This window comes from Thermaerobacter composti (assembly GCF_033582035.1).
In the GTDB taxonomy this organism is placed as follows: domain Bacteria; phylum Bacillota; class Sulfobacillia; order Thermaerobacterales; family Thermaerobacteraceae; genus Thermaerobacter; species Thermaerobacter composti.
The window spans coordinates 978,430-1,003,603 of record NZ_CP132508.1 but is presented as its reverse complement, the minus strand read 5'-3'; the positions used below and the strand labels follow the sequence as shown (position 1 = coordinate 1,003,603).

Here is a 25,174-nt window from a genome sequence, read left to right as displayed (position 1 = left end):
AGGAGGTGCTTACCTTGGAAGCAAGGTCCTTGAGGGAACAACTCCTCACAGCCTGTCACCGTGGTCCTTCGGCCCTGCGCTCTGAAGTGCGCCTGCTCCCGCCGGCCGAGGGCACGAAGGTGTTCCCCCCCACCTACGCCCCTCCCCCGGGCAGCCAAGGATCCCCCCGTTATGCCGAGGAACCTCGCTACATTGACGGCGAACCGACCCCCACGGTCCTCCTGGACTCCGTACCATCCCAGGCGAACCGGATGGAACAGGCCCTCTTGGCCGCCTGCCGGCGTGGTGCGATCCGCCTCCCCCTCTTGCAGGTGGAAATCCCCGGCCACGGCGCCGTGACGTCCCTGGACGCCCCCCACCGCGTGTTCGATGCCATCTTCCGGGACAGCTTGCTGGACGGTGAGCCGTTCCCCACCAGCCGTATCGGCCGGGCATTGCGCGAGGCAGGACTGGGTAACGCAACCGCGCTGTTCCGCTACGCCCCAACCGCGCTGCTGTTTGGGGCATGGGACTCCCACACCGGTCGCGGGACCAAGGGGACCAAGATCCCCCGTGCGGTGGTGTCGGAGATCGTCGGCGTCGCGGCCCAGCGGGGTGTCAGGACCCAGGGGCGCATCGACCCCCTTGGCATTGAGCGTGATGTGGCCGAGATCTACAGGACCGAACAGGCGGACTGGGGTTTCTCCGAAGAGGACGTCAAAAAGGCCGCGGCGCGTGCAGGGCGGGGGGACGTGAAGGTCAAGAAGTCACGGCCTTCAGAGATCGGCCACGGCAACATCGCCCCCACCGTTCAGGAGGATGCTGGCGGTGTGAGCATCCGGTATGCCCTGCACACCACGGTCATTTCCGTAGCCCAACTCCGGCAACTGCGCTTTCCCGATGGGACGGGCAAAACCAGCGCAGACCGGGATGCGGCAGGTCGCCTGGTCCTCCTCAGTTTGGCTCTCTACGCCACGGCTGCCCTGCACGAAGAGGGCTACCAGCTTCGCTCCCGCTGCCTGTTGATTCCGGAATCCGAGCCCCGCTGGGAACTGGTCGGCCCCACGGCCGGCGAGCGGAAATCCTTCGCGCTCGACACGTCCGGAGCCAGAGCCTTGCTGGATGAGGCGCTCGAGATCGCAGCGAGCCACGACCTGAACTGGGAGACCGAGCCCGTCATCCTCCAGCCAAGCCCCAAACTCGTCCGGCTGGTGGAGCTCAACGACGCAACGATGGGTCGCTGACGGCCGGGGGTGCAAACGTGCTGGCGTTTCGCGTGCGCTACCTGACAGGCCGGGTCTACGCCACGGACGCTACCGATCGGAACCGGGTGGAGTGGCCGCCTCACCCCGAGCGGTTCTTCTCGGCCCTGGTGGCAGCCGCATTTCGCGCGGATATCCCGCGAGCGCGAGAAGCCCTGGAGTGGCTGGAAGCTCAAGAGCCTCCCCACATCGCCGCCCCGCCCCTGGCCGGTGAGCGGCGAGTCCATGCCTACGTTCCCGTCAACGACGTGGATGGCATGGACGTTCTACCGCTCCACCGGCCCAAGCAGCCCCGCCCGTTTCCATCCGGAACCATCACGGGCGATGCGACCGTTCATTTCGTCTGGCCGGCGGCCCACCCGCCCGCGTCGGTCCGGGAATGCCTGGCGGAGATCGCCGCCCAAGTCACCTACCTGGGGAGCTCCATGTCCCTGGTCGCTGTGGACATGGTCGAAGACGCTCCCCCGCCGAACTACGTCCCTCATCCCCAAGGCGACGTCGTGCTACGAGTGCCCTTCCGTGGCCGCCTGGCCGAGCTCGACCACCGGTTTCGGCTGGGCGAGCGCCCCGTCCCGGGCCGGCGCATCCGCTACCGGCGACTCGACGACAACCCGCGCCTTCCCGAGACGGCGCGGTCCGTCTTTGGGGAGTTCTTCCCGTTTCGCATCCGCGGGCGCTGGCCCCTGGCTGCAGCCCTCACCCTGACCGCGACGGTACGGGCGGCCGTCCTGAGCCTCGCCGACGAACCCGTGCCGTCGATCCTCCACGGGCATGACGATCGCGTGCACTGCGCCTATGTGCCGCTGCCCTTCGTCGGAGCCGATCATGCCGACGGCTCCGTCCTCGGCTTCGCCGTCGTACTGCCCCGGGGCGTGAGCTGGCCGGAACGACAGGCCGTGTTCCGCGCCCTGGGCAAGCTCCGATGCCTGGAGTTGCCCGGAGGACGCGTATTGGAAGCCAAGCCGGTCAACGCCTTCGCGACCGCACGCACGCCTTCTACGCTCACACCCTGGCGGTGGTGCCGGCCGGCCCGCGTGTGGGCTAGCGTCACCCCCGTTGTCTTCGACCGCTTCCCACGGCGGCGTCACCGGGCGGCTGAAGTCCTCGCAGACAGTTGCCGGTTTGTCGGGCTGCCGGCCCCCCGGCAAGTCACCGTCAGCCAGGCCTCGCCCCTTCGCGGCGTTCCTCGCAGCCGGGACTTTCGGGTACGGCGCCAGCCGGACGAGCCGCTGCGCTATGTGGCTCACGTGATCCTCGAGTTTGACCAGCCCGTGGAGGGGCCCGTGTTGCTCGGATCGGGCCGCTATTTTGGATTGGGTTTCTTCGCGCCCGTCGTGACAGCCGAGGAGGCCACGCAAGCATGAGGGAGCTGACGGCCAAGGACTTTGCTGCCTTTTTCCACGAGGTCACGGGCCTTCAGCCCTATCCCTGGCAGGAACGGCTCGTCGAGCGAATTCTCGCCGAGGGATGGCCGGAGGCCATCGAGGTGCCGACTGGCTGCGGCAAGACCGCCGTGGTGGAGATCGCCGCCTTCACGCTCGCCGCCCAGGCGGGGCGCTCCCCCTGGGAGCGCACGACCGGCCTGCGGTTTTTCTACGTGGTGGATCGGCGCCTCATCGTGGACCAGGCCGCGGAGCGGGCCCAGGCCCTGGCACGCCTCCTGTTTCGGCGCTGGCAAGAGGGTGATGACGGCCCGGCGGGACGGGTGGCGAAGGCGCTGATGACTTTCGGTGGACGGGTGCCACTGCACGTAGCCGTCCTGCGGGGCGGCATGTATCGCCAGTCCCGCTGGGTCGACATGCCGAACCAGCCGACCCTTTGCATGACGACGGTCCATCAGATCGGATCGCGCCTGTTGTTCCGCGGCTACGGCGTGTCGGAGTACCAGCGGCCCATCGACGCGGCCCTGGCGGGTGTGGATGCCGTGTTCGTCCTCGACGAGGCGCACCTGTCCTGGCCCTTTCTCGAGACCCTCCGGACCATCCAGCGGTATCAGGCGCTGGCCGAACAGCCCGTGGCCCCGCCTTTGCGCGTGGTCGCCATGTCGGCCACGCTGCCACCGGGCGCCGGCGAACGCCCTGTGCGCCTCGACGCCCGCGACCGCACGATCCTGCAAGCACGACTGGGAGCGCAAAAGGTTGCCCGGCTTGTGGAGATCAACGCTCGATCCTTCGAAGCGCAGCTGGCCAAGCTGGCCCAAGAGCTTGCGCGCGACCTGGCCGGGCAATCGTCTGCGCCGGTGGTGGGCGTTGTCGTCAACCGCGTGGGCGGTGCGCGCCAGGTCTTCCAGCAATTGCGGGAGCAAGTGGGTGACGAGGCCGACGCGGTGCTACTCACGGGACGAATCCGCCCCTACGATCGGGACCGGTTGCTGGATCGGATCCGCGGCCGCGTCGTGGCCGGCCAACGACGGCAGGACGCCGACCGTCCGCTTTTCGTCGTCGCCACGCAAACGGTGGAGGTGGGGGCGGATTTCGACTTCGACGCCTTGGTCACAGAGCTGGCACCCCTCGAGGCTCTGCTCCAACGCTTCGGGCGATTGAACCGCACCGGCGCGCCCCGCCCGGCACCGGCGATCATCACCCGCCGCAAGGCGCGCAACGACAGCGTGTACCCCGCCGACGTCCTCGACGCCTGCTGGAATTGGCTGGTGGCACGGGCAGACGATCCGCGCCGACCGCAGGTGGATTTCGGATATGAAGGATTCGAGCGGATGAAGCAGGGCGATCCACCACCCGTCCTGTCGCCGTCGCCCCCTCCCCTCTTGTTGCCGGCCGTTCTCGAACGGTGGGTCCAGACGAGTCCGACGCCGGACCCCGATCCGGACGTCGCACCCTACCTGCATGGGCTCGAAGCCCTTTCCCCAGCCGACGTGCAGGTCGTCTGGCGGGCCGACATCGATCCGGACGACCTGCGGGCCGCAGCCGAAGCCGCACAGAGGGCTCCGCAATCGGGTGAGGGCGAGCAGCAAGACTGGACAGCGTACTTTGACAGCTTACTTACCCTGGTCCCGCCACGGCTGCATGAGGCCCTGGCGTTGCCGGTGTGGGTGGTGCGCCGCTGGCTCGAGGAGCGCGCGAGCGACGCGGATCCTCTGGGCGACGACGAAGGCGCCCCGGCTCCCGATCCGGCCACCGGGCCCGGGAAGGGCAAGCCGGCCCTGCGCTGGCAGGGTCCGGCGAACGTCCAGGTCGTCTGGCCTCGCCAGATTCGACCCGGGGATACCGTGGTGGTGCCCGCTGCATACGGCGGTGTGGACGAGTATGGCTGGCACCCTGCCCGCACCACGCCGGCCCGGGATGTATACGAGCTCGGGGCCGCTCGCGATTCGTCCCCTTGGGGGATTCGCCTGCGTCTACACGAAACGGGCTTGCGCGCCGTATGGGCAGGTGAACGGGACGATGCCGGTTTTGCGGGAGGAGCCGGTGGTTTTGCCCGGACCCGACCGGACGCGAGACCAGCCGGCGCTGTCCCGTCCAACGCGCGGGCGGCCACTGCCGGCGCGCCGGAAACGGCCGATGCGACCGCACCGGATGAAACCGGGGGTCACGCACTCCCTGATGCAGGTGGAGCGGCCGAGGAGACCCCGGCGCTGGAACGGGCACTGAACCGCTTGCGCCAACTCCTGGATGCCCTCAATCAAGAGGACACGGGTGTCGACACCGGGAACGATCCCAATCTGCTCTTAAAGGAGCTCCTTCAAATCTTGCGAGACTCCGCCCCCGAGCCGTGGCGATCCCTCGCCGAGCACGCCTTGGAAGGCCGTTCGAGCTGGCACCCCTATCCTCGCCACCCGCGCCGCGGCGTGACGGGCGTGGTCGTCGAACTGCAAGGTTGGCACGGTTCGCCCCGCGATGAACTCGCCGCCTGGGGATTCGCCACGGCCCCTGAAGATGTCGTGGCCGAGGAAGAGGAAACCGAGTCCGCTTATGCGGGCCGTGCCGTCCCGTTGGCGGAGCACAGCGAGCACGTCGCCGGCAAAGCAGAAACCTTTGCCCGTCAATGCGGGTTGGCGGAACGACTCGTAGCCTGTATCGAACGCGCTGCGCGGCTCCACGACCTCGGGAAGGCAGAGCCGAGAATGCAGGTGCTCCTCCACGGCGGCGATCCCTTCGCGGCGGCCGTCGCGCCCGAACCCCTGGCCAAGTCCGCTCGCGTTCCCCGGGAGTGGACAGGTCGCATGCTGGCCGCCGAGTTGGCTGCTTTCCCCCGTGGCCTGCGCCACGAGTTCATCGCAGCACGCCTGGCGGAACGGCACCCGGCTCTGCTCGCCGGGGTAGCGGACCGGGAACTGGTGATCTATCTCATCGGCTCGCACCACGGTCGCGGCCGCCCGTTTCCGCCCATCCCCATGCCGGACCCCTCTCCGACCACCTTCGAGCTGCGCTGGGAGGGGCTGCACCTGGAGGGCTCGAGTGCGCACGGTTGGGAGCGGCTTGGCAGCGGTTGGGTGGACGTGTTCTGGACCCTGGTGCGGCGGTACGGCTACTGGGGGCTGGCCTACCTGGAGGCCATCGTCCGGCTGGCGGACCACCGGGCTTCGGCGGAGGAGGTGGGCCGATGAAGGCGATACGGCTGACCGGGTTGACCGAATCCCACTTCCCCTTGAGTGCTCTCGCAGCTTTCGGCCTTCTCCGAGTGTGCGGGGACATCGAAACCCTGGAAACGGCGAAACTCGGCTGGGAACCCGACCCCGAATGGACGGCGGTGCTCTACCTGCCAGAGGGACAAGACGCCGACCGCTTGGTGAACGCGTTAGCCACTTACGCGGCGAACCGCCTCGCCGCCCCCGAATTCAACTTCGCCGAGGAGCTCAAGCGGCTGCGCACCGATGAGTTCCGCGGGTTCGCGGAACAGGCGCTCCAACAAACCCTGGCGGGGACCACTGGCGCGCGCATCACCGCCGATTTTGCCGCAGCATATGCGACCGAACGGCCGCCCGCGGGCGGCAGGCGCACAGCGAGCGGCGCGGGAGCGGCGCTGCAGCCGACGTTGTTTCATATGGTGGCAGGGCAGCAACGCTTTCCAGGAGCAATTCGGCAGTTGCTTGAGGGGCTCGGTCACGCTACCGGCCGGAAGGTGAAGCCGGCTAATGAGCGACGCCGGGCCATTCGGGAGGCCCTCTTTGGCCCCTGGACGTACCGAGACAAGCAGTCCTCCTTCGGGCTCGATCCCTCGGCGGAACGATTGCATGCCCTTCGCGCCATCCAGCCGACCCGGGAAGGCACCCCCCCTGGGGTCAAGGCAGCCATTTGGCTCGCCATCGAGGCCTTGCCGCTCTTCCCCTGCTACGTAGCGGGCGGTCGTTTCCGCGTGGCCGGGTTCGACCGGGACGGCACGGCCTTGTACTGGCCCGTATGGCGCGACCCGATCGCGCTCGATACGCTTCGCTCCCTGATCGCCTTGGGGGTGCACGGGGGAAGGCAGGCAGCAAAACGCCTTCGAGACAGCGGGGCTGTGGAGGTGTTTCGCTCGGCCCGGGAGGCAACCACCGGGCACGGTTATTTCACCTTGCGGCCAGCGACGTTGTGGACGGAGCGGGATGAGGAGGCCGCCATGGACGTGCAAGCGGTGTGAGGCGATCTCCTGGCGCTGTCTCCGACCTGGGCCGTCCGTCCGGCGGTCCGCGCGCGAACCTCAAGTGGACATCAAGTCCCTGGGGGGTTCGCGCTGTGGCGCAAACCGCATGGATGCTGGGTTCCTTGACAGCCGGTCCAAGCAATCGACGCCCCGAGCCCACCGCGCAGCCGGGGTTCGCGCACGAGGGTTGAGAAAGCCTTGTGGGAAGCAAGCTCGTAGGGTGAACCGTTGCATCCACGGTGAACACCGTGGCTACGTTGCAGCTGGAGCGCGTGCCGCGCCATCCTGACGGCAGCTACGGGTTGCATCCACGGTGAACACCGTGGCTACGTTGCAGCACTGCGGAGACCTATGCCCACGTGATCCCCGGCGCGGTTGCATCCACGGTGAACACCGTGGCTACGTTGCAGCGCCAGCCGCCGGTGGGCCTTGTCCGCCTTGTCGGCGGCGTTGCATCCACGGTGAACACCGTGGCTACGTTGCAGCGTTCAGCGACGCCTCTTGCTGCGTCGTCGCCATGTTGGTTGCATCCACGGTGAACACCGTGGCTACGTTGCAGCGGCCCGCTGACGGCGCGGCAGGGTGAGGTTGGCGGCGTTGCATCCACGGTGAACACCGTGGCTACGTTGCAGCACGCGAACGTGGAAGTTCAGCACGCGGTTCCCGTTAGGTTGCATCCACGGTGAACACCGTGGCTACGTTGCAGCGATGTCCTGCTCGTCCAGCGTGTACAGCACGGTGGGTTGCATCCACGGTGAACACCGTGGCTACGTTGCAGCGCCATCCCACTGCACCGGGGGCCGCCCGGAGGTGGTTGCATCCACGGTGAACACCGTGGCTACGTTGCAGCCTGGCCAATTACCGGGCGAGTGTCGCCGTCATCGAGTTGCATCCACGGTGAACACCGTGGCTACGTTGCAGCCAGCATCGGCCACCCGCCGCTGCACGACGGGTGCGGGTTGCATCCACGGTAAACACCGTGGCTACGTTGCAGCCTTCAGGCCGCGCCGGCTGATCGCCCGGCGGATCAGGTTGCATCCACGGTGAACACCGTGGCTACGTTGCAGCGCAATCATCCAGGGGTGCTCAGGGTGCTGTAAGATGGGTTGCATCCACGGTGAACACCGTGGCTACGTTGCAGCTGAGCCGGACGGGCTTCGGTGGCATCGGCACCGTCGGGTTGCATCCACGGTGAACACCGTGGCTACGTTGCAGCGGCCAGCCGCGCCTGCGACCAGCCGGCCCGACGCCGCGTTGCATCCACGGTGAACACCGTGGCTACGTTGCAGCTTCGTCGTCCGGCCGTGGTTCCCGGGTACCCGCTCGTTGCATCCACGGTGAACACCGTGGCTACGTTGCAGCCCCACGGCCATGGGCGACTGGGCCACGATGTTCCAGTTACATCCACGGCGAACACCGTGGCTACGTTGCAGCCACGGCGTGGTGAAGGTACCGGCGCATACCCGGACGGTTGCATCCACGGTGAACACCGTGGCTACGTTGCAGCGACCCGACGCGCCGCGCACCGCCCCTGCCGTGGGTGTTGCATCCACGGTGAACACCGTGGCTACGTTGAAGGATCATCAGCCAGCAGGCGGAGAGTCGCTCGGCTTAGCCGCCCTCGACCCGGGATTTGGCGTCTGCTTCACGCCGATGCACCGCGTCATCGAGGATCTCCGCAACTACTTCGCAGTGCGGGCGACCGGCAACAGGATGAGTGAAACAAAAGGAGCATGAAGACCCCCACTGGAGAGCGTTGGCTGGGAATTCCTCTCGTTGGGCAACCTAAGCCGTGGCGTCCCGCCTAGCGCTTGTAGACGTCGCCGCGCGGGCCGATGGTCGTCACGATGAACAGCTTGCGCTCCCGGTCGGGGATGAACAGGATGCGGCGCCCGCCCACGCGCAGCTTCCACTCCGGGCGACCGGCCAGCGGCTCGGGGCGAGCCTGTTCGGGGTTCTCCTGCAGCCGCTCGAGCGCCCGCAGGATGCGCTCCTGCTCGGGCCGTGGCAGGCGCTTCAGATAGCGCTCGGCGGGGCGCAGGAGGATGACGCGCCACTCACTCACGGCTCGCCTCGAGTTCGCGGCGCAGCTCGTCCAGCGACCGGCCAGGGTCCCGACCCGCCAGGTATTCGAGCCATGCGCGCCGGGATTCCTCCAGCTCCTCGGCCGTGGGCTCGTCGTCCTCGTCGTGGTCCACGCCGCCCGGACGCCAGGCCGGGGCGTCCTGCTCGCCGGCCAGGAAGCGGTCCAGGTCCTCCGGGCGAATCCGCCAGAAGGGCCCCGCCTTCAGGCCCCGGAGCCGGCCGGTGCGCAGCCACTCGTACACCGTCCGCCGGGTGACGCGCAGGATGTCGGCCACTTCCTCCGGCGTCAGCAGTCGCTCCACTTAGGCCACCTCCTACCCATACAGGTCGTTCTTCGGGGTGTAGCGGACGGTGGACGCGTGCCACCGCCTGCCCTTCTTCGCGGGAATGCGGCGCCGGTTCAGCTCCTCGGCGATGCGGGGCAGGCTCCACCCTTGCGCGCACCACGTCCGCACCATCATGAGCACCCGCTGTTCGGCGGGGTTTTCGACCAGCACCTCGCCGTCGCGGTCGAAGCCGTAAGGGGTCGGGGCGTAGGCCTTGCGGTCAGCCTTCTTGCGCGAGAGGGTCGCCTGCGTCCGCTCGGCGATCAGGCTACGCTTGAGTTCCGCAAAGGCGGCCGTCATGCTTAAGAAGAACCGGCCCATGGCGGTGGCGGTGTTGACGGCCTGGCCGCCCACGTCTACCCGATGCAACGCCACGCCGGCCCGGTCCCAGGCCTTGGTCTGGCGCAGGGCGTCCTCGGCATCGCGAAACAGGCGGTCCCGCTTCAGCGCCACGAGGTGCTGCACCCACCGGCCGCCCACCAGTTCCAGCAGCCGCTTCCCGCCGGGTCGCTCTGCGAGCGGCTTGGAGGCCGACACGCCCGCCTCCCGGATCTGCTCCACGAGCTCCAGGCCCTGCAGGGTGAAGTAGGCCCGCAGGCGCTCCTCCTGCCCATCCAGCGACACGCCCTCGCTGGTCTGCTCGGCGGTGGAGACCCGGACATAGGCGACGGCTCGGGCCGGCTTCATCCCGCTTCCCTTCTCCTGCACATCCGCTCAGAACCGGCGGGCTCGCCGCGCACTTGCAAGCCTCCGAAAAACGGACAGCCGGAGCGGCAGGCGACACAGGTCTTCTAAGGTCCCGATTTGGCCCGTAGACGGGCGTTTGGCAGGCGGCGATGCCTACGGTCGCGTCCACAACAAAGCCCTCTCTGGAGGCCTCTACAGGCCTCTACCAACGAACCGTTACGTCCTCGCCCCGGGCACGGGCTTCCAGGCGCTCCTTCACCAGGGCGAGGCCCCAGTTGAAGGCGAAGCGCCGCCGCCAGGGGGATCACGCGGTGGGCCAGCACGGCCCGGGCGCCGTCCCGGTCCTGCAAGACCCCCTCGACGGCCAGGGGCACCGGCGGGTCGGTAAAGATCCACCGCCCGTAACGCTGGTATACCGCCTCGAAGACGGTCACGTCCACCAGGCCGGTCTCGTCCTCCAGGCTGAGGAACACGATGACCCGGCCGCTGCGGGTCGGGGGGCGATGGGGCCGGACGGGGATCCCCGCCGCCCGCACGGGCGCGCCCGCCGGCAGGTGGCGGATGGCCGCGGCCGCCCGATACCCCTGGGCGTCCAGCACCTCCCGCAGCATGGCCAGCAGGTGGCGGCGGTGGACGTCGATCCCCAGCACCTCCCGCTCCATGGCCCACTTCTCCAGCTCGGGGAAGTCCGCCACCACGGGCGGCGACCAGCTCGCGGCCAGGGCCCGGGCCAGCGCGCCGTCGCCGGCGGCGCTGCGGGCGGCCGCCAGGGCTTCGTCGAGTCCCCACAACAGGGCGCGGCGGTTGGGGTGCAGGCTGTCGAACGCCCCGGCCCGGATCAAGGCGGCCACCTGGTCCCGGTCGAGGACCGGCCCGCGGGGCGACCCCCTCCCCCGCCGGTGCCCCCTGCCGTCGGGCCGGCCCGTCCTTCCGCCGGCCTGCGCGACAGGCGCCCCCCTCGGTGCGCCCGGCTCCCCCTCCGGCTCGGCGCCCGGCCCTCCGCCCGCCGGCCCGCCCGCCGCTTCGCCGGATGTCGTCTCCGCTGCCCCGTCCCAGTCTCCGCCGCCCGCGCTGCTCCCTGCCATCCGCAGCAGGAAGTCCATGAAGTGGCGGAAGGGACCGCCCCGCTCCCGCTCCGCCACGATGGCGGCGGCCGGTTCGTCCCCCAACCCCTTGACGGCCCGCAGGCCGATGCGGATGGCGCCGGGGGTGGCGGTGAAGCCCACCTGGCTGGCGTTGACGTCCAGGGGGAGGATGCGGATGCCCCGCCGCGCCGCCTCGACGCACAGGGTGTTGGGCGGGTAGTAGCCCATGGGCTGGAGGCTGAGCAGGGCGGCATACCACTCCGCCGGGTAGTGGGCCAGGAGATAGGCCGTCTTGTAGGCGGTGACGCCGAAGGCCGCGGCGTGGGCCTCGCAGAAGCCGTAGCTGGCGTAGCCCTGGATCATGCGGAAGATCGCCTGGGCCACCGCCTCGTCGACGCCCTGCTGCCGGGCCCGGTGCAAGAAGTGCCGGCCGATGTCCTCCATCTCCTCGGAGGAACGGGCGTGGGTCATCACCCGGCGCAGGCGGTCGGCCTCCCCCGGGGTGAAACCGGCGATGGCGGTGGCGATCTCGATCACCTGCTCCTGGAAGAGGACCACGCCCCAGGTCTTGCGCAGGATGGGCTCCAGCTTCGGGTGCAGGTAGGTGACGGGCTCCCGGCCCCGTCGCCGGGCCAGGAAGGGCTCCACCATGTCGCCCTTGATGGGCCCCGGCCGGATGAGGGCCACGCTGGCCACCACGTCTTCCAGGTTCTCGGGCTTGAGCCGCGGCTGCAGGGCGCGCTGGGCAGGCGATTCCAGCTGGAAGGCCCCGACGGTCTCGCCGCTGCCCAGCAGCGCATAGGTGGCCCGGTCGTCCAGAGGGATGCGGTCGTAGTCGAAGCCGGGGTCGCGGCGGCGGATGACCCGGACCGCCTCCTCCACCGCCCCCAGGGTGCGCAGCGGCAGGAGGTCCAACTTGACCAGCCCCAGCTCCTCCACGCCCCGCTTGTCGAACTGGAGGATCCGGCACCCCTTGGCCGCCCGCTGCAGCGGCGACAGCTCGACCAACGGCCGGCGGCTGATCACCAGGCCGCCCAGGTGGGTGCCCATGTGCCGCGGCAGCCCCGCCGCGGCCTCGCACAGGGCCACCAGCCGGCGGAACCGCTCGCGGGGCAGGTCGAGGTCCCGCAGCTCCGGCACCTCCTGAAGCGCCCGGCCCAGGTGCCGGGACAGGTAGTACGGCACCCGCTTGGCGATGCGGTCGATGACCTCCGGCGGGAAGCCCAGGGCCTTGCCGAAGTCCCGCAGGGCGCCGCGGGCGTGGTAGGTCTGGTAGGTGCACACCGTGGCCACATGCGCCGGGCCGTAGCGCCGCTCGACGTAGTCGGCCACCTGATCGCGGTAGCGGGCGTCCAGGTCCAGGTCGATGTCCGGCTGCTCCGCCCGCTCCAGGCTGAGGAAGCGCTCGAAGAGCAGCCCCCGCTCGATGGCGTCCACGTCGGTGATGCCCAGGCAGTAGGCCACCGCCGAGTCGGCCGCCGATCCGCGACCGGCGCAGCGGATGCCCCGCTGGCGGGCGTAGCGCGCCACGTCCCAGACCAAGAGGAAGTAGTCGGCCAGCTCGAGCTTCTCGATGATGGCCAGCTCGTGCTCGAGCCGCTGCCGGATGCGGGGGGTGATGCGGCCGTAGCGCCACAGGGCGCCTCGCTCCACCTGCTCCCGCAAATAGGCCGCGGCGCTCACCCCCGGCGGCAGGGGATAGGCCGGCCGGGGCACGGCGCCCTCCGGCAGCACGGGCCGGCAGCGCTCGGCGATGGCCAGGGTGGCCTCGAGGGCCCGGGGGTGGTCGGCGAACATCCGCGCCATGGCCCGGGGCGCCTTGAGGTCGTTGTGGGCGTTCAGGTGCCGCTGGGGATGGGGCTCGTCCACCGGGATGCCCAGGCGCACGCAGGTCAGGAGGTCGTGGACGGCGAAGCGGTCGCGGGTGGCGTAGTGGACGTCGTTGGTCGCCACCACACCGACCCCCAGGTGTTCCGCCAGGTCCGCCAGGGTGCGGTTGAGGGCGCGGTTGCCGGGCAGCCACCCGCCCTGCAGCTCGACGTAGAAGTGATCCCGCCCGAAGGCGTCCCGCAGCTGCCGCGCCCGCCGGAGGGCAAGCCGGCGGTCGCCTTGAAGCAGGGCCTGCAGCACGGGCCCTCGACGACAGCCGGAGAGGGCGATCAGCCCGTGGTCGGGGAGGGGCTCGCCGTCCGGCGCCACCTCTGTGAGCAGCGCGGACCAGGGCAAGGCCGGCCGCCCGCGGGGCTGCTCCAGGTGGGCACGGGTCAGCAACCGGCACAGGCGGGCATATCCCGCCGGCCCGGTGGCCAGCAGGACCAGGTGGGCGGTGGCCGACGCCCCGCCGGGTCCCGGCGCCGGCGAAGCCCCGGCGGCCTCGGCCGCGGAGCCGGCGGCCGGTTCGTCCCCGTCCAGGAGCAGGGTGAGCTCGACCCCCTGGATGGGCTTGATCCCCGCCGCGCGAGCGGCCCGATCGAACTCGACGGCGCCCGCCACGTTGTCGTGGTCCGTCAGGGCCAGGGCCGGCATGCCCAGGTCGGCGGCCCGCTCCACCAGCGCCTGGACGGGGCTGGCGCCGTCCAGGAAGGAGTAGGCGGAATGGCAGTGGAGGTGGACGAACATCGCGCACCGCTCCTCCGCCAGGCTGGGTCGGGGCCCTCCCGCGGAAGCCCGGGGTGGACCGTCTCTCCGGTCCGACCATGGGCCATGGCCCCGTCCCTCGCCGCCCGTGCCTAGTCGTAGACCTTGTAGAGCACCCAGCGGGCGCTGCCCGCCGCCCGCTCCAGCTCGAACACCCCGCCCTCCTCCGTCAGCAACCGCACCACCCAGCGCTCCCCCTCCCCCTCCCACCACGCCCCCGCCTCCCGCCACTCGTCGAGCACGCAGCGCACGCGATGCCAGCGGCGCCAGAAGAACCGGCGCGGGCGGCCGCGTTCGTCGGTCTCCACCGGCACCGGCTTGCCGATCAGCGCCATGCCTCTGCGCCTCCCGCCGCAGGCGGCCCAAGGGAACCGGTGGGCGACGCGGGGGCGGGGCCGACGGAAACCGGTGGGCGACGCGGAGGCGGGGCCGACGGGCCCGCCAGCCGGCGCCGGCGGCACCCGCCGGCGCCGGGTCGGCCCCCCGGCTCAAGGCCCCAGCCCGCCGGGTCAAGGCCCCAGCCCGTCGGCTCGAGGCCCCAGCCCTTCGGGCGCCCCGCGCCAGGGATCCCAGTAGGCGAGCTGGCGCTCCCGCCGCGTCGCGGGACGTTCGCGGCCCCAGAAGACCCGCCCCGGGTAGCGGCGGGCCAGATCGTCCACCAGCACCGGCAAGGCCGGCACCGACAGGGCCGGCCCTGCCGCCCCCCGGCCCGCCGACGCCGGCTCTGCCGGGCCCCGACCCGCCGGGGCCCGCGCCGCCGGTGTCTGCTCCCCGGGAGCGGCGGGGACCGGCTCCCGCCCCTGTCGGACGCGGTGCCCTCGCGTCGGCTGCGTTGGCTCCCCGGCCGGCGGCCGCCCTCCCATGGCAGGGGTTGCGCGGTCTTGGGTGGCCAGGGCCGCCGGGTCGCCCAGGGCGAGCTGGCGGGCGACCGGCTCCAGGGCGGTCACCGTCAGCGCCAGCCGCGCCGGGGCCGGTTCGTCCCCCAGCAGGCGGCGGTACAGGTCCAGGGCGGTGCGAGCCAGCGCGTCGCCGTCGGCCACGGCCTGGGGCAGGTAGCGGCGGACCCGGGCCCGCTCCCCCTGCAGGACCACGAGCCGTCCCCCTCGGCCGGCGGCCGCCAGGCGGGACGCCACTTCCCGGGCCAGGTGCGGCAGGCGCCCCGGCCACCAGCCGGCCCGGCGATCTTCCGGGAGCTCCGGGGGCGCGGCGAGGGCGGCGGTGACGCCCGGCGGCGGGAAGCCCGGCACCACGGGCCGGCGGTCGTCGCCGCGGCACCAGGCTTGCAGGAGGGGGGCCAGGTCGCCCACGGCCCGGGACACCACCTGCTGGGGCGCCGCAGCCACGTCGCCCAGGGTCATGAGGCCGAGGCGTTGCAACCGGCGGCGCGCCGCCGGCGGCACCTCCTCCTCCAGGACGGTCACGGGCATGGGGGCCAGGAAGGCCGCCTCCTGGCCGGGAGGAACCCGGCAGCTCGCCACCCCCGGGGATCCGCCGGCGTCGGCTGCCGGCATGGCGACCCTCGGGGCGGCGGTCCCGCTCTCATGGGCCGGTCCGGCACGCATCCCGGCCGGCGCGACGCCTCGGGAGGCCGGACCGGCACCGCCGGCCGGTCCGGCGACCCCGCTGCTCCGCTGCGCAGCGGCCCGGCCGCCTGCCGAGGCGGCGCCCCCGGCCGCTTCGTGCCGCTGCGGGCCTCGACCCCGCCGGCCCACCGCCCGGCGAGCCGGCGGTCCCGGATCTCCACCCAGGGCCTCCTCGCCGGCGATGGCGGCTCGGGACCGTGCCGCCACCCGCGCCGCCAGGCGCGCCACCAGCCGGCCGTGGCCGATCCCCAGGACCAGCTGGTGTCCCCGTCGCCCCAGGCCCGCCGCCTGGAGGACGGCGACCACCTCCTCGACGGTCGTCGAGGCATCCAGCTCACAGAGGGCCGCCAGGCGATCGACCACCGGCTCGACCCGCGGGGAGACGCCCAGCAGCGCCTCGTAGAGGGGCTCCAGGGCCGCCAGGGGGTCGATGGCATCCCGCGGCACCACCACGAGGCCGGGGAGCAGTCGCCGCGCGGTCCGCACCCGCATGCCGGGACGCACGCCCTCGGCCCGGGCGAGCGGCGCCACGTCGACCACCACCGGCCCGGCGGCCACCACCGCCGGCCGATCCCCCACGCCGGCCGCCGTCACCCATGCCCCCTCGAGCCGCACGAAGGCCAGGGGCGGCCTCGACATCGAACATGTGCTCCCCATGGTGAGCCCATTGTAGGGAGGACGGAGCCGGGGCGTCAAGAGGGACAAATCGCCTTTCTTAGAATTAAATGGTGATGGGGCTGGCGGGGGCGCTCTACCCCAGGAGGTCCTACCCCAGGAGGTCCTACCCCAGCAGGTCCTGGCGCCGGATCAGCCCCACCCGCAGGGCGAAGAGCACCGCCTGGGTGCGGTCCCGCACCCCGAGCTTCTGCATGACGTGGCTCAGGTGGTTGCGCACGGTCTTCGGGCTGATGTAGAGCTCCTGCGCCACCTGGGCCGTGGTCTTCCCGCAGGCGATGCGGCTCAGCACCTCGATCTCCCGCTGGCTCAAGAGCCGGGCCCGCTCCACCTCCTCCGGGGCGGGGACATAGCGGTAGAGCGGCGAATCGTGGGCCAGCTCCGACATGATCTCCGCGTCGATCACGAAGATGCCCGCCGTACAGGCGCGGATCGCCTCGGCGAGCCCCGCGGCCTCGCGGTGGGCCAAGAGGTAGCCCCCGAGCCCCGCTTGGACCAGCCCGAGCAGCGCCTCCGGATCACCCCGGTCGGTGATGCCGACCACCACCGGAGCGTTGGGCATGCGGCCGAGCCGGCCCACCACCTCCCGCGCCCGGTCCTCGACCAGGTCCAGGTCCAGCAATACCACGTCGGGCTCCAGCTCCCGCACCCGTTCCAGCAGCGCCCCGGCGGTCGCCGCGTGGCCCGCCACCTGGAGCCCCGGAGCCCCCTCCAGCACCCGCTGCAGCCCCTCGCGGATCAACGGCCTCCCGGTGGCGATCACGATCTTCACCATCGGCCTCTCCCCTGCGTCCCGGCGCCGGCCGGCGGCAACCCCCGGCCGCGGGTGGTGTCATCCCATCCTACGAAGGAGCGGCCCAGGGGGAACCGGCGACAGGCGCCCAAGACGGCGGGAAGCGGCGGACGGGAACCGACGAGGGCGAGACGGCGGTGCGAGGGCCGGGTCCTGGGGCAAGTCCCCCCACGCTGAAGGCGGACGGGGTGCGGCGCGGCGGAGGCGGCTCGATGGCGCCGTCGCGGCGCAAAGGGCGGGGTCGCACCCCGTGGAGGCGACGGCTCCATGGCGCGAAGGGCGGAGTCGCGCCAAGTTGGGAGGCGGCTCGATGGCGCCCGTTGCGGCGCAAAGGGCGGAGTCGCGCGGTGGCCCTGAACCCGTTGGTCCATGGCATCCGGGGCCCGTGAGGGTCGCCGCCACGGGGCGAGGCGCAAGGCGCGGGGCGCAGGCGGGAGATCCGATGGCGGCGTCGCGGTGCGAGGACCGGCCCCGCGCGCGCGACGCGGCCGAGGCATCGGAGGGGGGGCATCCCTGAGCACGAAGGCCGTCCATGGGGTGCGGACGAGGCGCCCCGCCGCACCCTGACGGCCCCAGGGGCGCCAGGGCCAGCGTCGCGCGGTGGCCACGAGGGAGCGCCGCGAGGCCGCCAACGGTGGCACGACGCGGCCGCGGAGGGGAGCCCCGCCACCGGGCCGGCGGATGCGGCGGTGGCGGGGCAGGGCGGCGTCGCGGCGGTGCGGCGGCGGTGTGGCGGCGGTGTGGCGGGACACGCTCGCCCGCACCCACCGACCGCAGGGGGAGGCGCATCGACCGCAGAGGGAGACTCGACGATGCGGTGGCGGGACAGCGGTGCCGCTCGCCGCGCCCGGGGGTCGGCCAGGACGACGGCGGCGGAGGAGCCGGCGAAGGCGAGGGCTCAGGCGGGCGGGGCCGTGCCGAGGGTCGGGGGCGCCCCGCCTCCGGTCAGCCTCCGGTCCCAGGCACGGTCGAACGCAGCGGGCTGACCCGGCCCAGGGCATGGCCGCCCGGGATCGCGGCATCGGACACGGGGCGGCCCCGGTCCAGGTCGTACGGGACCTCGACCCGGGAACCGTCCTCCACCGCCACGGTCAGGACGGCGCGGTCGCCCTGGGCTTCGACCCGCCACCCCAGCGGCCTGGCGTGGTAGAGCACGTCCAGGACCACCACCCGTCCGGCTGGGCGGACCTCGGGGTCGTCCAGGGACCAGGGCCAGAGGGCCACCAGGGGGCGTGGGCCGCGGGTGGTCAGGAGGACACCGCGGCTGCCGGCCAGGGCCACCGGGCCGAAGCCGTCGCGGCTCACCTCCACCGGCACCCCCGGCGGCCCGCCCGCCGGCGAGCCGTGGCGGGGGAGATCCGCCAGGCCGAGGCCAGGCTGCCATGGGCCCGCCGGTCCGCGCCACAGCAGGCGATGGCCCCGGACCGTCACCTCGACGACCCGGCGCCCCGAGGCCGCCACCAGCCGCGGATGGGCCAGGGTCGGACGCCAGACCAGGTCCTGGACGAACCGGCCGGCATAGCCCGCCGCGGGGATCGCCACGTCGAGCAGGGTCGCCACGTGGATCCGCCCCGCCGCATCGGGGCGGGCGGTGCCGATGGCGTAGCCGGTCAGGGCGACGGCCGGGGTCGGGTCCCCGCCCCCGGCTTCGCGGACCGGCGGTGGGCCCACAGGCACCCGGGGAGGGTCCCCTTGCGCCGGATGCTCGGCGAGCCCGGCCAGCCACGCCCCGCCCGGCGCGGCGGCCGCCGGGGCCACCCAGGCCCCGGCGGCCGCCGGCGAGCCCTCCTGCCACGCGCCGAGCAGCGCCCCGGTGGCCGCCACGGCCTGCGCCGTGGCGGCCACCGGGGGGGCGTGCCGCTGGAGCCCCGCCAGGGGCAGCGCAAGCCCTCCGGCCAGCGCAAGCCATGCCAGCACGGCCAGCGCGCGGGGCACCGGCCCCCGCCGGTGCCCCGCGCGGCGTGCGTCCTCGGCCATGCCTCCCTCGCGTGCCTCCCGTGCCGTTGGCCGGGGCATCGTCATCGGCTCCAGGTAGCCGATCCCCGCGGTGCGGCGGTGCCGGTCTCACCCGGCCATGAGCCGGTGCCGGCTTCCCGCTGCCTCCGGGACCGCCTGTGGGGTCGCAGGTCGTCCGCCCCGTCCGCGGGCGCCTTCCGTCGCCGGGCCACGCCCGGCGACGGAAGGCCACCAAGGTCGCGGGATGCCGCGCCGCGTTTTCGTCCCGGTCGACCACGTGCCCGTCACGTGCCCGTAAACCTCGCAGCGGAAGGTGCGTTCCGAGATCGCCGGCGCCGGACGACCCGACGGGCTCCGGCGGCCGGATCCCCTACTCCACCAGCACGCGCCCCGCCGGCCCTTCCTCCACCCGGCCGATGACCCGCGCCTCGCGGACCCCGCGGCCGTGCAGCTCGTCGAGCAGCGCCGCGGCTCGGGCCGGTTCGACCACGAGGAGCAGCCCGCCCGAGGTCACGGCATCGAACAGCAGGCCCTGCTGCCACTCCGGCAGCGCGCGGCGGAAGACCACCACCGGCCCGTAGTGGCGGCGGTTGGCCCGGCTGCCGCCGGGGAAGACGTCCTTCTCCGCCAGCTCCCGGGCGCCCGGCAGGACGGGCACCGCCTCCGCCTCGACGACCAGCGCCACCCCGCTCTCGCGGGCGATGTGGCTGGCGTGCCCCACCAGGCCGAACCCCGTCACGTCGGTGGCCGCGTGGACCCCGCCCACCGCCTGGCCGGCCTCGGCGGCGGCCCGGTTCAGCGTCCGCATCATCGCGACCATGGCCGCCACCGCCTCCGGGGGCGCCAGGTCGCGCTTGAGGGCGGTGCTCACCACGCCCGTGCCGATGGGCTTCGTCAGGATCACCACGTCGCCGGGCCGCGCACCCCGGTTCGTCCAGATCCGGTCCGGGTCGACCACGCCCGTCACGGCGAGGCCGTACTTGGGCTCCGCGTCGTCGATGGTGTGCCCGCCGACGATCACCGCCCCCGCCTCCCGGACCTTGGCGGCGCCCCCAGCCAGGATGGCCGCCAGGGTCTCGGCCCCGTAGCGGGAGACGGAGAAGCCCACCAGGTTCAGCGCCGTCAGCGGCCGCCCCCCCATGGCGTAGACGTCGCTGAGGGCGTTGGCCGCGGCGATCTCCCCGAACAGGGTGGGATCGTCGACGATGGGCGTGAAGAAGTCCACCGTCTGCACCAGGGCCAGCCGGTCCGTCAGCCGGTACACCCCAGCATCGTCGCCGCTCTCCAGCCCCACCAGCAGGTGGGGATCCGTTCCTCCTTGTGGGGGTAGGTGGCGCAGCACCTGCGCCAGCTCGGCCGGGCCGAGCTTGCACCCTCAGCCGCCCTTGCCGGTCAGCTGCGTCAGGCGCAGCGCATCCACGGCGATCCCCCCTCTCCTGCCGGAGCGCGCCGCCGGCAACCAGCCCACCGCCAGGAGCCGTCCCACCGCCACCAGCCGTCCCCACCGCCCGCAGCCAGCCCACCGCCGGCAGCGACGCCACCGCCCTTCGAGGACGGCCCCCTCGCACGAAACCGGCACGGTCCGGCCGGCTCGAGGAACCGGCTGGCGTGGACCGGCTCCCGATCGCGCCATGGGCCCGCGCACCGCGACCCCGGGGCGCCGCCCCGGTGTCTCGGACGTGCGCCACCCCGGTCCCACGCAGCGGGCACCGCCCTCCTGCCCTGCCTACCATTCCTTGGAAAACCAGACGCGATCGTAGCCGCCGGCGGGGTCGGGATCGGGGTCGAGGCGGTAGGGACGGTACCCCACCCGGTACCAGAACTCGATGGCCGGGGCGTCCCGCAGCCCGGTCTGCAGGTGAACGGCCCGCACGCCCTGCCGGCGCAAGCGGTCCTCGAGGGCCCGCACCAACGAGGTGCCCACGTCGAGCTGCGAGAACTCGGGATCCACCGCCAGGTCGTACACCTCGTAGGCGTCGCTCCGGCCGCCCAGCGGCCGCGCCCGCACCGCGCCGATCACCCGCTGACCGCTGCGGGCGACCCAGACGCGGCCGCGGGCGATGTCGTCGCGCACCTGTTCCAGCGTCTCCTTGAGCGGCTCGGGCGCCACGGGGTACTTCGCCTGATAGGGACGGAAGGCCCTCTGCGTCACCGCCCAGACCTGGTCGGCGTCGGCTGGGGTGGCGGGCTCCACGCTCCACACGGCATGACCCATCCTTTCCCGCGGGCTCCCGGCGGGCGCCCCGTGGGCGGGCCCCGCGGCGTCGCGGCACGGTGCGATTGGCGGTACGATTGGATTGTATCGAATCGCCGGCGGCGAATCCAAGGATGCCCAGGGACGGGCCGCCTCGGCCCCTCGTCGGGGTGCGGCGTGCCGCGGTCCGTGGAGCCGTGGGCGGCAGCGGCTCGCCCCCCTCCTCGGGGTGCGGCGTGCGGCGATCCGTGGGGCCGTGGGCGGCCAGCGCCTCGGCGGCAGTCCGGTCGCGGCGGGTGGCGGCCCCGGCTGCCGGCGCGAAGAGGCACGGCATCGCATCGCCGCGGCGTCCGCCCGCGCGAGCGCGCTTCCATTCGCAGCCGCGCGGCGATGCCGACGACCGTCACCGTCTCCATGGACGCTCGCGGGAGGGTGGTCCCATGCCCGTCTATCGCCTCGGCTCCGTGACCCCCCGCATCGCCGCCACCGCCTACGTGGCGCCGGGGGCCCACGTGATCGGCCGGGTGACCCTGGACGAACACAGTAGCGTCTGGTTCGGCGCGGTCCTGCGGGCGGACCTGGACGCGATCCACCTCGGTGCCGGCAGCAACGTGCAGGACAACGCGGTGATCCACGTCAACGCCGGGGAGCCGTGCCACATCGGCCGCGACGTGACCGTCGGCCACGCCGCCGTCGTCCACGGGTGCACGATCGAGGACGAGTGCCTGATCGGCATGGGCGCCATCGTGCTCAGCCGCGCCCGCATCGGCCGGGGGAGCCTGGTGGGCGCCGGTGCCCTGGTCCCCGAGGGCAAGGTCATCTCGCCGGGAAGCCTGGTGCTGGGCGTGCCGGCGCGGGTGATCCGATCGCTGACGCCGGACGAACAGGCCGCGATCCGTGCCGCGGCTGCCCGGTACCGCGCGAACGCGCGGCGGTATGCCAGCGGGCTGGGCGTTGCGAGCGACGACCCCCGCGGCGACTCGTAGACGACGCCGACGCACCCTCCGCCCTCCACCACCCGTACGCCCCCTCAGCAGCGATCGGGCCCCCGCCCGGCCTGGTGCCGGTGCGGGGGCCCGCACCTGCGTGTTCGTCCGTGCCGCTTCGCGATGGTCCGATCCGCTCGCATCGCAGCCGTCGGCTGGCGACTTCACCCACGGCGCGCGATGCGCACCGCTCGCAGGCTCGCCCGGCGCGAGGCCATCGCCCGGCGCCCCGCCGCGGCTTGGCTCGCGGCCAGGCACCCGCCCGCCGTCCGCGGCTTCGCCCACGGCCGGGCATCGGCCCGCCGCCCGCGCCCGCGCGGGCGGGTCCGACGCCCGCTTCAGGCGCCGGACCCCATGAAGGCGTAGTGGGCGATGAAGATGGCCGCCAGGATCCACATGGTCACCGAGACCTCGCGGATGCGGCCCGTCACCAGCTTCAGCACCACATAGGAGACGATGCCCAGCACCATGCCGGTGGCGATGCTGAAGGTCAGGGGGATGCCCAGCACCGTCAGGAAGGCGGGCAGCGCCTCAGTGATGTCGTCCAGGTTCAGGCGGCGGATCGGCTCCATCATCAGCAGGCCGACGATGATCAGCGCCGGCGCCGTCGCCGCGGCCGGGATCACGCCGGCCAGCGGCCAGAAGAACACGGCCAGCAGGAACAGCAGGCCCGTCACCACGGCCGTCAGGCCGGTTCGACCGCCCTGGCCGATGCCCGCCGCGCTCTCCACGTAGGTGGTCACCGTGGAGGTGCCCAACACGGCGCCGATCATGGTCGCCAGCGCGTCGCTGACCAGCACGCGGCCGACCCGCGGGAAGGTGCCCGTCTTCTCGTCGATGACGCCCATCTTGGTCCCCAGGCCCACCAGGGTGCCGGCGGTATCGAACATGTTGACGAAGGTGAAGGTGAAGATCACCGTCAGCAACCCGAGCTGCAGCGCGCTGCGCACGTCGAGCTGGCCCGCCACCTGGGCCAGCACGCCGAGGTCGGGCGCGCGCACCACGTCGCCGAGGCTGCGCGGCAAGTGGGTCAGGGGCTGCATGACGCCGTTGGCGTCGGGTGCGTGGAAGAAGGCGCCCAGGGCGGTGGTGATCAGCACGCCCCAGAGGATGGCCCCCTTGACCTGGCGGGCCATGAGCAGCGCGGTGATCACCAGGCCCAGCAGGCAGAGCACCGCCGGCCCGGAGCGCACGTCGCCCAGGGCCACCAGGGTGGATTCGTTGGCCACCACCAGGCCCGCCGACTTCAGGCCGATGAAGGCGATGAAGAGTCCGATGGCCGTGCTGGTGGCCAGGCGGATGTTCAGCGGGATGTCCCGCAGGATGCGCTCGCGGATGGGCAGCAGGCTGATGATCAGGAAGATCACGCCGTCCATGAACACGGCGCCCAGCACCGTCTGCCAGGGCACGCCCTGCCCGAGGACGACGGTGAAGGCGAAGTAGGCGTTGAGGCCCATGCCCGGCGCCAGCGCGAAGGGCATGCGCGCGAACAGTCCCATGATCAGCGTGGCCACCCCCGAGGACAGGGCGGTGGCCATGAGGACCGCGTTGGGATCCAGGCCGGCGGCCCCCAGGATCTGGGGATTGACGAACAGGATGTAGGCCATGGTGACGAAGGTGGTCAGGCCGGCCAGGATCTCCGTGCGCAGGTCGGATCCACTGGCCTGGATGGCGAAGAACCGGTCCAACCAGCCGCCGCGGCGCGGCGCCGGTGCGTCCCCCGCCGGCTGGGGCTGAACCGCAACCGACATGTGGTCGACCCCCTTGGGTGCGATGCAGCCGTGCGGCTCGCCGGCGGCCCGTTCGCCGTGGTCGCTCCCGCGGCTTCGCCGCCGATCCCGCAGTTTCCGCGAACGACCCCGTGGAATGTGCCGACGGGTCGCCGGCCGATCCCGGGAATGCGCCGCCGTGCCGCCGGTCGAGCCGGTCAACTCTGGCGTACCACAGCATTGCCCGGCAAGCAACGGTGAAAGTTTGCTCCTGCTGAAACGTTTAATATTAATATGGCTTAATCGTTCGGTAACTGATAGTATCGATCGGGTCGAAGACCTTCCGCGCCGGATCGGCCCTGGCTCTTGATAAACGTGGTGCAAGCCGCCAGGACCCGCCCCGCCCCGTCGGGTTGCGGCCCGGACGTCGCGCGGCCCTGCGGCCCCCGGCGGGCCGGGCACCGGACCGCCGGCCGGCGTGGTTCGCCGTCCCGCACGACCCCCAGGGGAGCCGCGGCGGCCCCAGCCGTGTCGAACCTCGGCCGTCGGCCCGGGGATTCACTGTGGGCCCCGGATTTGCGAGCCTACCCCCCGGCGCCGGCGCGCACATTAGGCCGTGGGAACGCCACCTGAACGGGTTCCGGACGAACCGGTCCCGAGCCAGCGGATCGGCAGCACGGGTCGCGGCGCGCAGGACCGCGAGGCGGCGGCAGCGGCGGCCTGGGCGCCGCCCGGGCGCCGAGGGCCGGCCCCGACGGCGGGTCCGGCGCGGCCGGCGGCTCCCGGGTCGAAGAGAGGCCGGGTCAGGGCGGCAGCCCGGGCAGGCAGCGTCGCGCCGCGCCGCGTTGGGGCCGCGACGCACCGCGAGCGGAACGGTGGCGATGCGCCGCACGGTGGGGCCGCGACGCACCGCGAGCCGGACGGTCGCGCCGCGCCGCACACCGCGCGCCGGACGAGCCGGGTGGGATCGGGCCCCAGGGCGGTGAGCCGCGAGGGCGCATCGGGACGGCACCCGATCCGCGCCGCGAAGCGGGCGACCGGGCTGAAGGCGGAAGGGCGGTGCGGTACGCGCCGCGGGCGCGCGGGTCCAGGTCGGCCCATTGAGGTGATCCCCATGGCGTTGGGACAGAAGACCAACCGGTTGCTGGTGAAGGAAGCCCACCCGGCGCTGGACAACCTGAAGTACGAGATCGCGGCGGAGCTGGGGTTGCCGGTCCATCAGGGATCCGAGGACTACTGGGGAGAGATCCCCGCGCGCCAGGCGGGCGCCGTCGGCGGCCGCATGGTGCGCCGGATGATCGCCCTGGCCGAGCAGGCGCTGGCCAGCGGCCAGGCGCTCCCCCCGGATCCCAAGGCGCCGCAGGGCTAGGGCGGGTCGGTGCCGCGGGTCGGAGCCTGGGTCGCGGGAACGCCGCGGCGGGCTCCGCAGTCGCAGCGCCCGTGCCGCCCGAGCGCTCGCCGGCGCAGCCCGAGCGGGACAGCGGCCCCGGGTCGAAGAGCGGCGTCAGCACCTGCAGCAGCACCTGCTGGATCAGGGGTCCAGGACGGTCGGGATGCTCAACGCGCCAGCGGACGGGGCCGGCGCCGACATCGCGGGCGCGATGTCGGCGCCGGCCCCTTGTGGCTCTTTTCGGAAG

The 25,174-nt window shown here is 72.6% G+C and carries 17 protein-coding genes and 1 CRISPR repeat array; of the genes, 6 read left to right on the top strand and 11 right to left on the bottom strand.

Features of this window, described 5'->3' with window-relative positions:
• Positions 1-5 precede the first annotated feature (5 nt).
• From cas7u to Q5761_RS03895, 4 genes are read left to right on the top strand one after another with little or no spacing between them, the layout of a single operon-like run.
• The gene (cas7u, locus tag Q5761_RS03910) at positions 6-1,223 is read left to right on the top strand and encodes a type I-U CRISPR-associated RAMP protein Csb1/Cas7u (RefSeq protein WP_135225177.1); all 1,218 of its coding nucleotides are present in this window, start codon (positions 6-8) and stop codon (positions 1,221-1,223) included.
• Positions 1,224-1,240: 17 nt separating this feature from the next.
• A complete protein-coding gene (gene csb2 / locus Q5761_RS03905; RefSeq protein ID WP_318751287.1) occupies positions 1,241-2,605 on the top strand; it encodes a type I-U CRISPR-associated protein Csb2 in 1,365 nt (454 codons plus the stop codon).
• Positions 2,602-5,805: a type I-U CRISPR-associated helicase/endonuclease Cas3 gene (gene cas3u / locus Q5761_RS03900; RefSeq protein WP_318751286.1), complete on the top strand. Its 3,204-nt coding sequence runs from the start codon at positions 2,602-2,604 to the stop codon at positions 5,803-5,805. The genes csb2 and cas3u overlap by 4 nt, the downstream gene beginning before the upstream one ends.
• Entirely contained in the window at positions 5,802-6,818 is a 1,017-nt protein-coding gene (locus tag Q5761_RS03895; protein ID WP_318751285.1) for a hypothetical protein, read from the top strand. Before cas3u ends, Q5761_RS03895 begins: the two co-directional genes overlap by 4 nt.
• Before the next feature lie 230 nt (positions 6,819-7,048).
• A CRISPR array of direct repeats spans positions 7,049-8,400; the repeat unit is 37 nt; unit sequence GTTGCATCCACGGTGAACACCGTGGCTACGTTGCAGC.
• Between the two features lie 225 nt (positions 8,401-8,625).
• On the opposite strand, the gene Q5761_RS03890 is transcribed toward Q5761_RS03895, so the two are convergent.
• The 10 genes from Q5761_RS03890 to Q5761_RS03845 all read right to left on the bottom strand — a co-directional run bounded on the left by Q5761_RS03890 (position 8,626) and on the right by Q5761_RS03845 (position 20,851).
• Positions 8,626-8,886 (bottom strand): type II toxin-antitoxin system RelE family toxin, encoded by a 261-nt coding sequence (locus tag Q5761_RS03890; protein ID WP_135225173.1) that lies wholly within the window; start codon positions 8,884-8,886, stop codon positions 8,626-8,628.
• Positions 8,879-9,208 (bottom strand): helix-turn-helix domain-containing protein, encoded by a 330-nt coding sequence (locus tag Q5761_RS03885; protein ID WP_135225172.1) that lies wholly within the window; start codon positions 9,206-9,208, stop codon positions 8,879-8,881. The genes Q5761_RS03890 and Q5761_RS03885 overlap by 8 nt, the downstream gene beginning before the upstream one ends.
• Positions 9,209-9,220: 12 nt before the next feature.
• Complete coding sequence (locus tag Q5761_RS03880; protein ID WP_318751284.1) at positions 9,221-9,919, bottom strand: recombinase family protein; 699 nt, start codon at positions 9,917-9,919, stop codon at positions 9,221-9,223.
• Positions 9,920-10,023: 104 nt separating this feature from the next.
• Positions 10,024-13,623, bottom strand: coding sequence for a DNA polymerase III subunit alpha (locus Q5761_RS03875; protein WP_318751283.1), 3,600 nt, complete (start codon positions 13,621-13,623; stop codon positions 10,024-10,026).
• A gap of 110 nt (positions 13,624-13,733) precedes the next feature.
• On the bottom strand, positions 13,734-13,976 hold the full coding sequence (locus Q5761_RS03870; protein WP_318751282.1) for a DUF6504 family protein: 243 nt from the start codon (positions 13,974-13,976) through the stop codon (positions 13,734-13,736).
• 174 nt (positions 13,977-14,150) lie between these two features.
• The gene (locus Q5761_RS03865) at positions 14,151-15,863 is read right to left on the bottom strand and encodes a nucleotidyltransferase (protein ID WP_318751281.1); all 1,713 of its coding nucleotides are present in this window, start codon (positions 15,861-15,863) and stop codon (positions 14,151-14,153) included.
• A 142-nt stretch (positions 15,864-16,005) separates the two neighbouring features.
• Positions 16,006-16,674, bottom strand: a complete 669-nt coding sequence (locus Q5761_RS03860; RefSeq protein ID WP_135225169.1) for a response regulator transcription factor — start codon at positions 16,672-16,674, stop codon at positions 16,006-16,008.
• Positions 16,675-17,637: 963 nt separating this feature from the next.
• Complete coding sequence (locus Q5761_RS03855; RefSeq protein ID WP_318751280.1) at positions 17,638-18,669, bottom strand: hypothetical protein; 1,032 nt, start codon at positions 18,667-18,669, stop codon at positions 17,638-17,640.
• A 349-nt stretch (positions 18,670-19,018) separates the two neighbouring features.
• Positions 19,019-20,044, bottom strand: a complete 1,026-nt coding sequence (selD, locus tag Q5761_RS03850; protein ID WP_305791223.1) for a selenide, water dikinase SelD — start codon at positions 20,042-20,044, stop codon at positions 19,019-19,021.
• A 330-nt stretch (positions 20,045-20,374) separates the two neighbouring features.
• On the bottom strand, positions 20,375-20,851 hold the full coding sequence (locus Q5761_RS03845; RefSeq protein ID WP_135225166.1) for a GNAT family N-acetyltransferase: 477 nt from the start codon (positions 20,849-20,851) through the stop codon (positions 20,375-20,377).
• Between the two features lie 431 nt (positions 20,852-21,282).
• Here Q5761_RS03845 and Q5761_RS03840 point away from each other — a divergent pair, with 431 nt between their 5' ends.
• The gene (locus Q5761_RS03840) at positions 21,283-21,828 is read left to right on the top strand and encodes a gamma carbonic anhydrase family protein (RefSeq protein ID WP_318751279.1); all 546 of its coding nucleotides are present in this window, start codon (positions 21,283-21,285) and stop codon (positions 21,826-21,828) included.
• Between the two features lie 338 nt (positions 21,829-22,166).
• Here the strand turns inward: Q5761_RS03840 and Q5761_RS03835 are convergent, their stop codons facing one another.
• Positions 22,167-23,579 carry an NCS2 family permease gene (locus Q5761_RS03835; RefSeq protein WP_135225164.1) on the bottom strand — a complete coding sequence of 471 codons (1,413 nt, stop codon included), beginning with the start codon at positions 23,577-23,579 and terminating at the stop codon, positions 22,167-22,169.
• A gap of 1,072 nt (positions 23,580-24,651) precedes the next feature.
• Here Q5761_RS03835 and Q5761_RS03830 point away from each other — a divergent pair.
• Positions 24,652-24,906, top strand: a complete 255-nt coding sequence (locus Q5761_RS03830; protein ID WP_135225163.1) for an alpha/beta-type small acid-soluble spore protein — start codon at positions 24,652-24,654, stop codon at positions 24,904-24,906.
• The last annotated feature ends 268 nt before the right edge of the window (positions 24,907-25,174 follow it).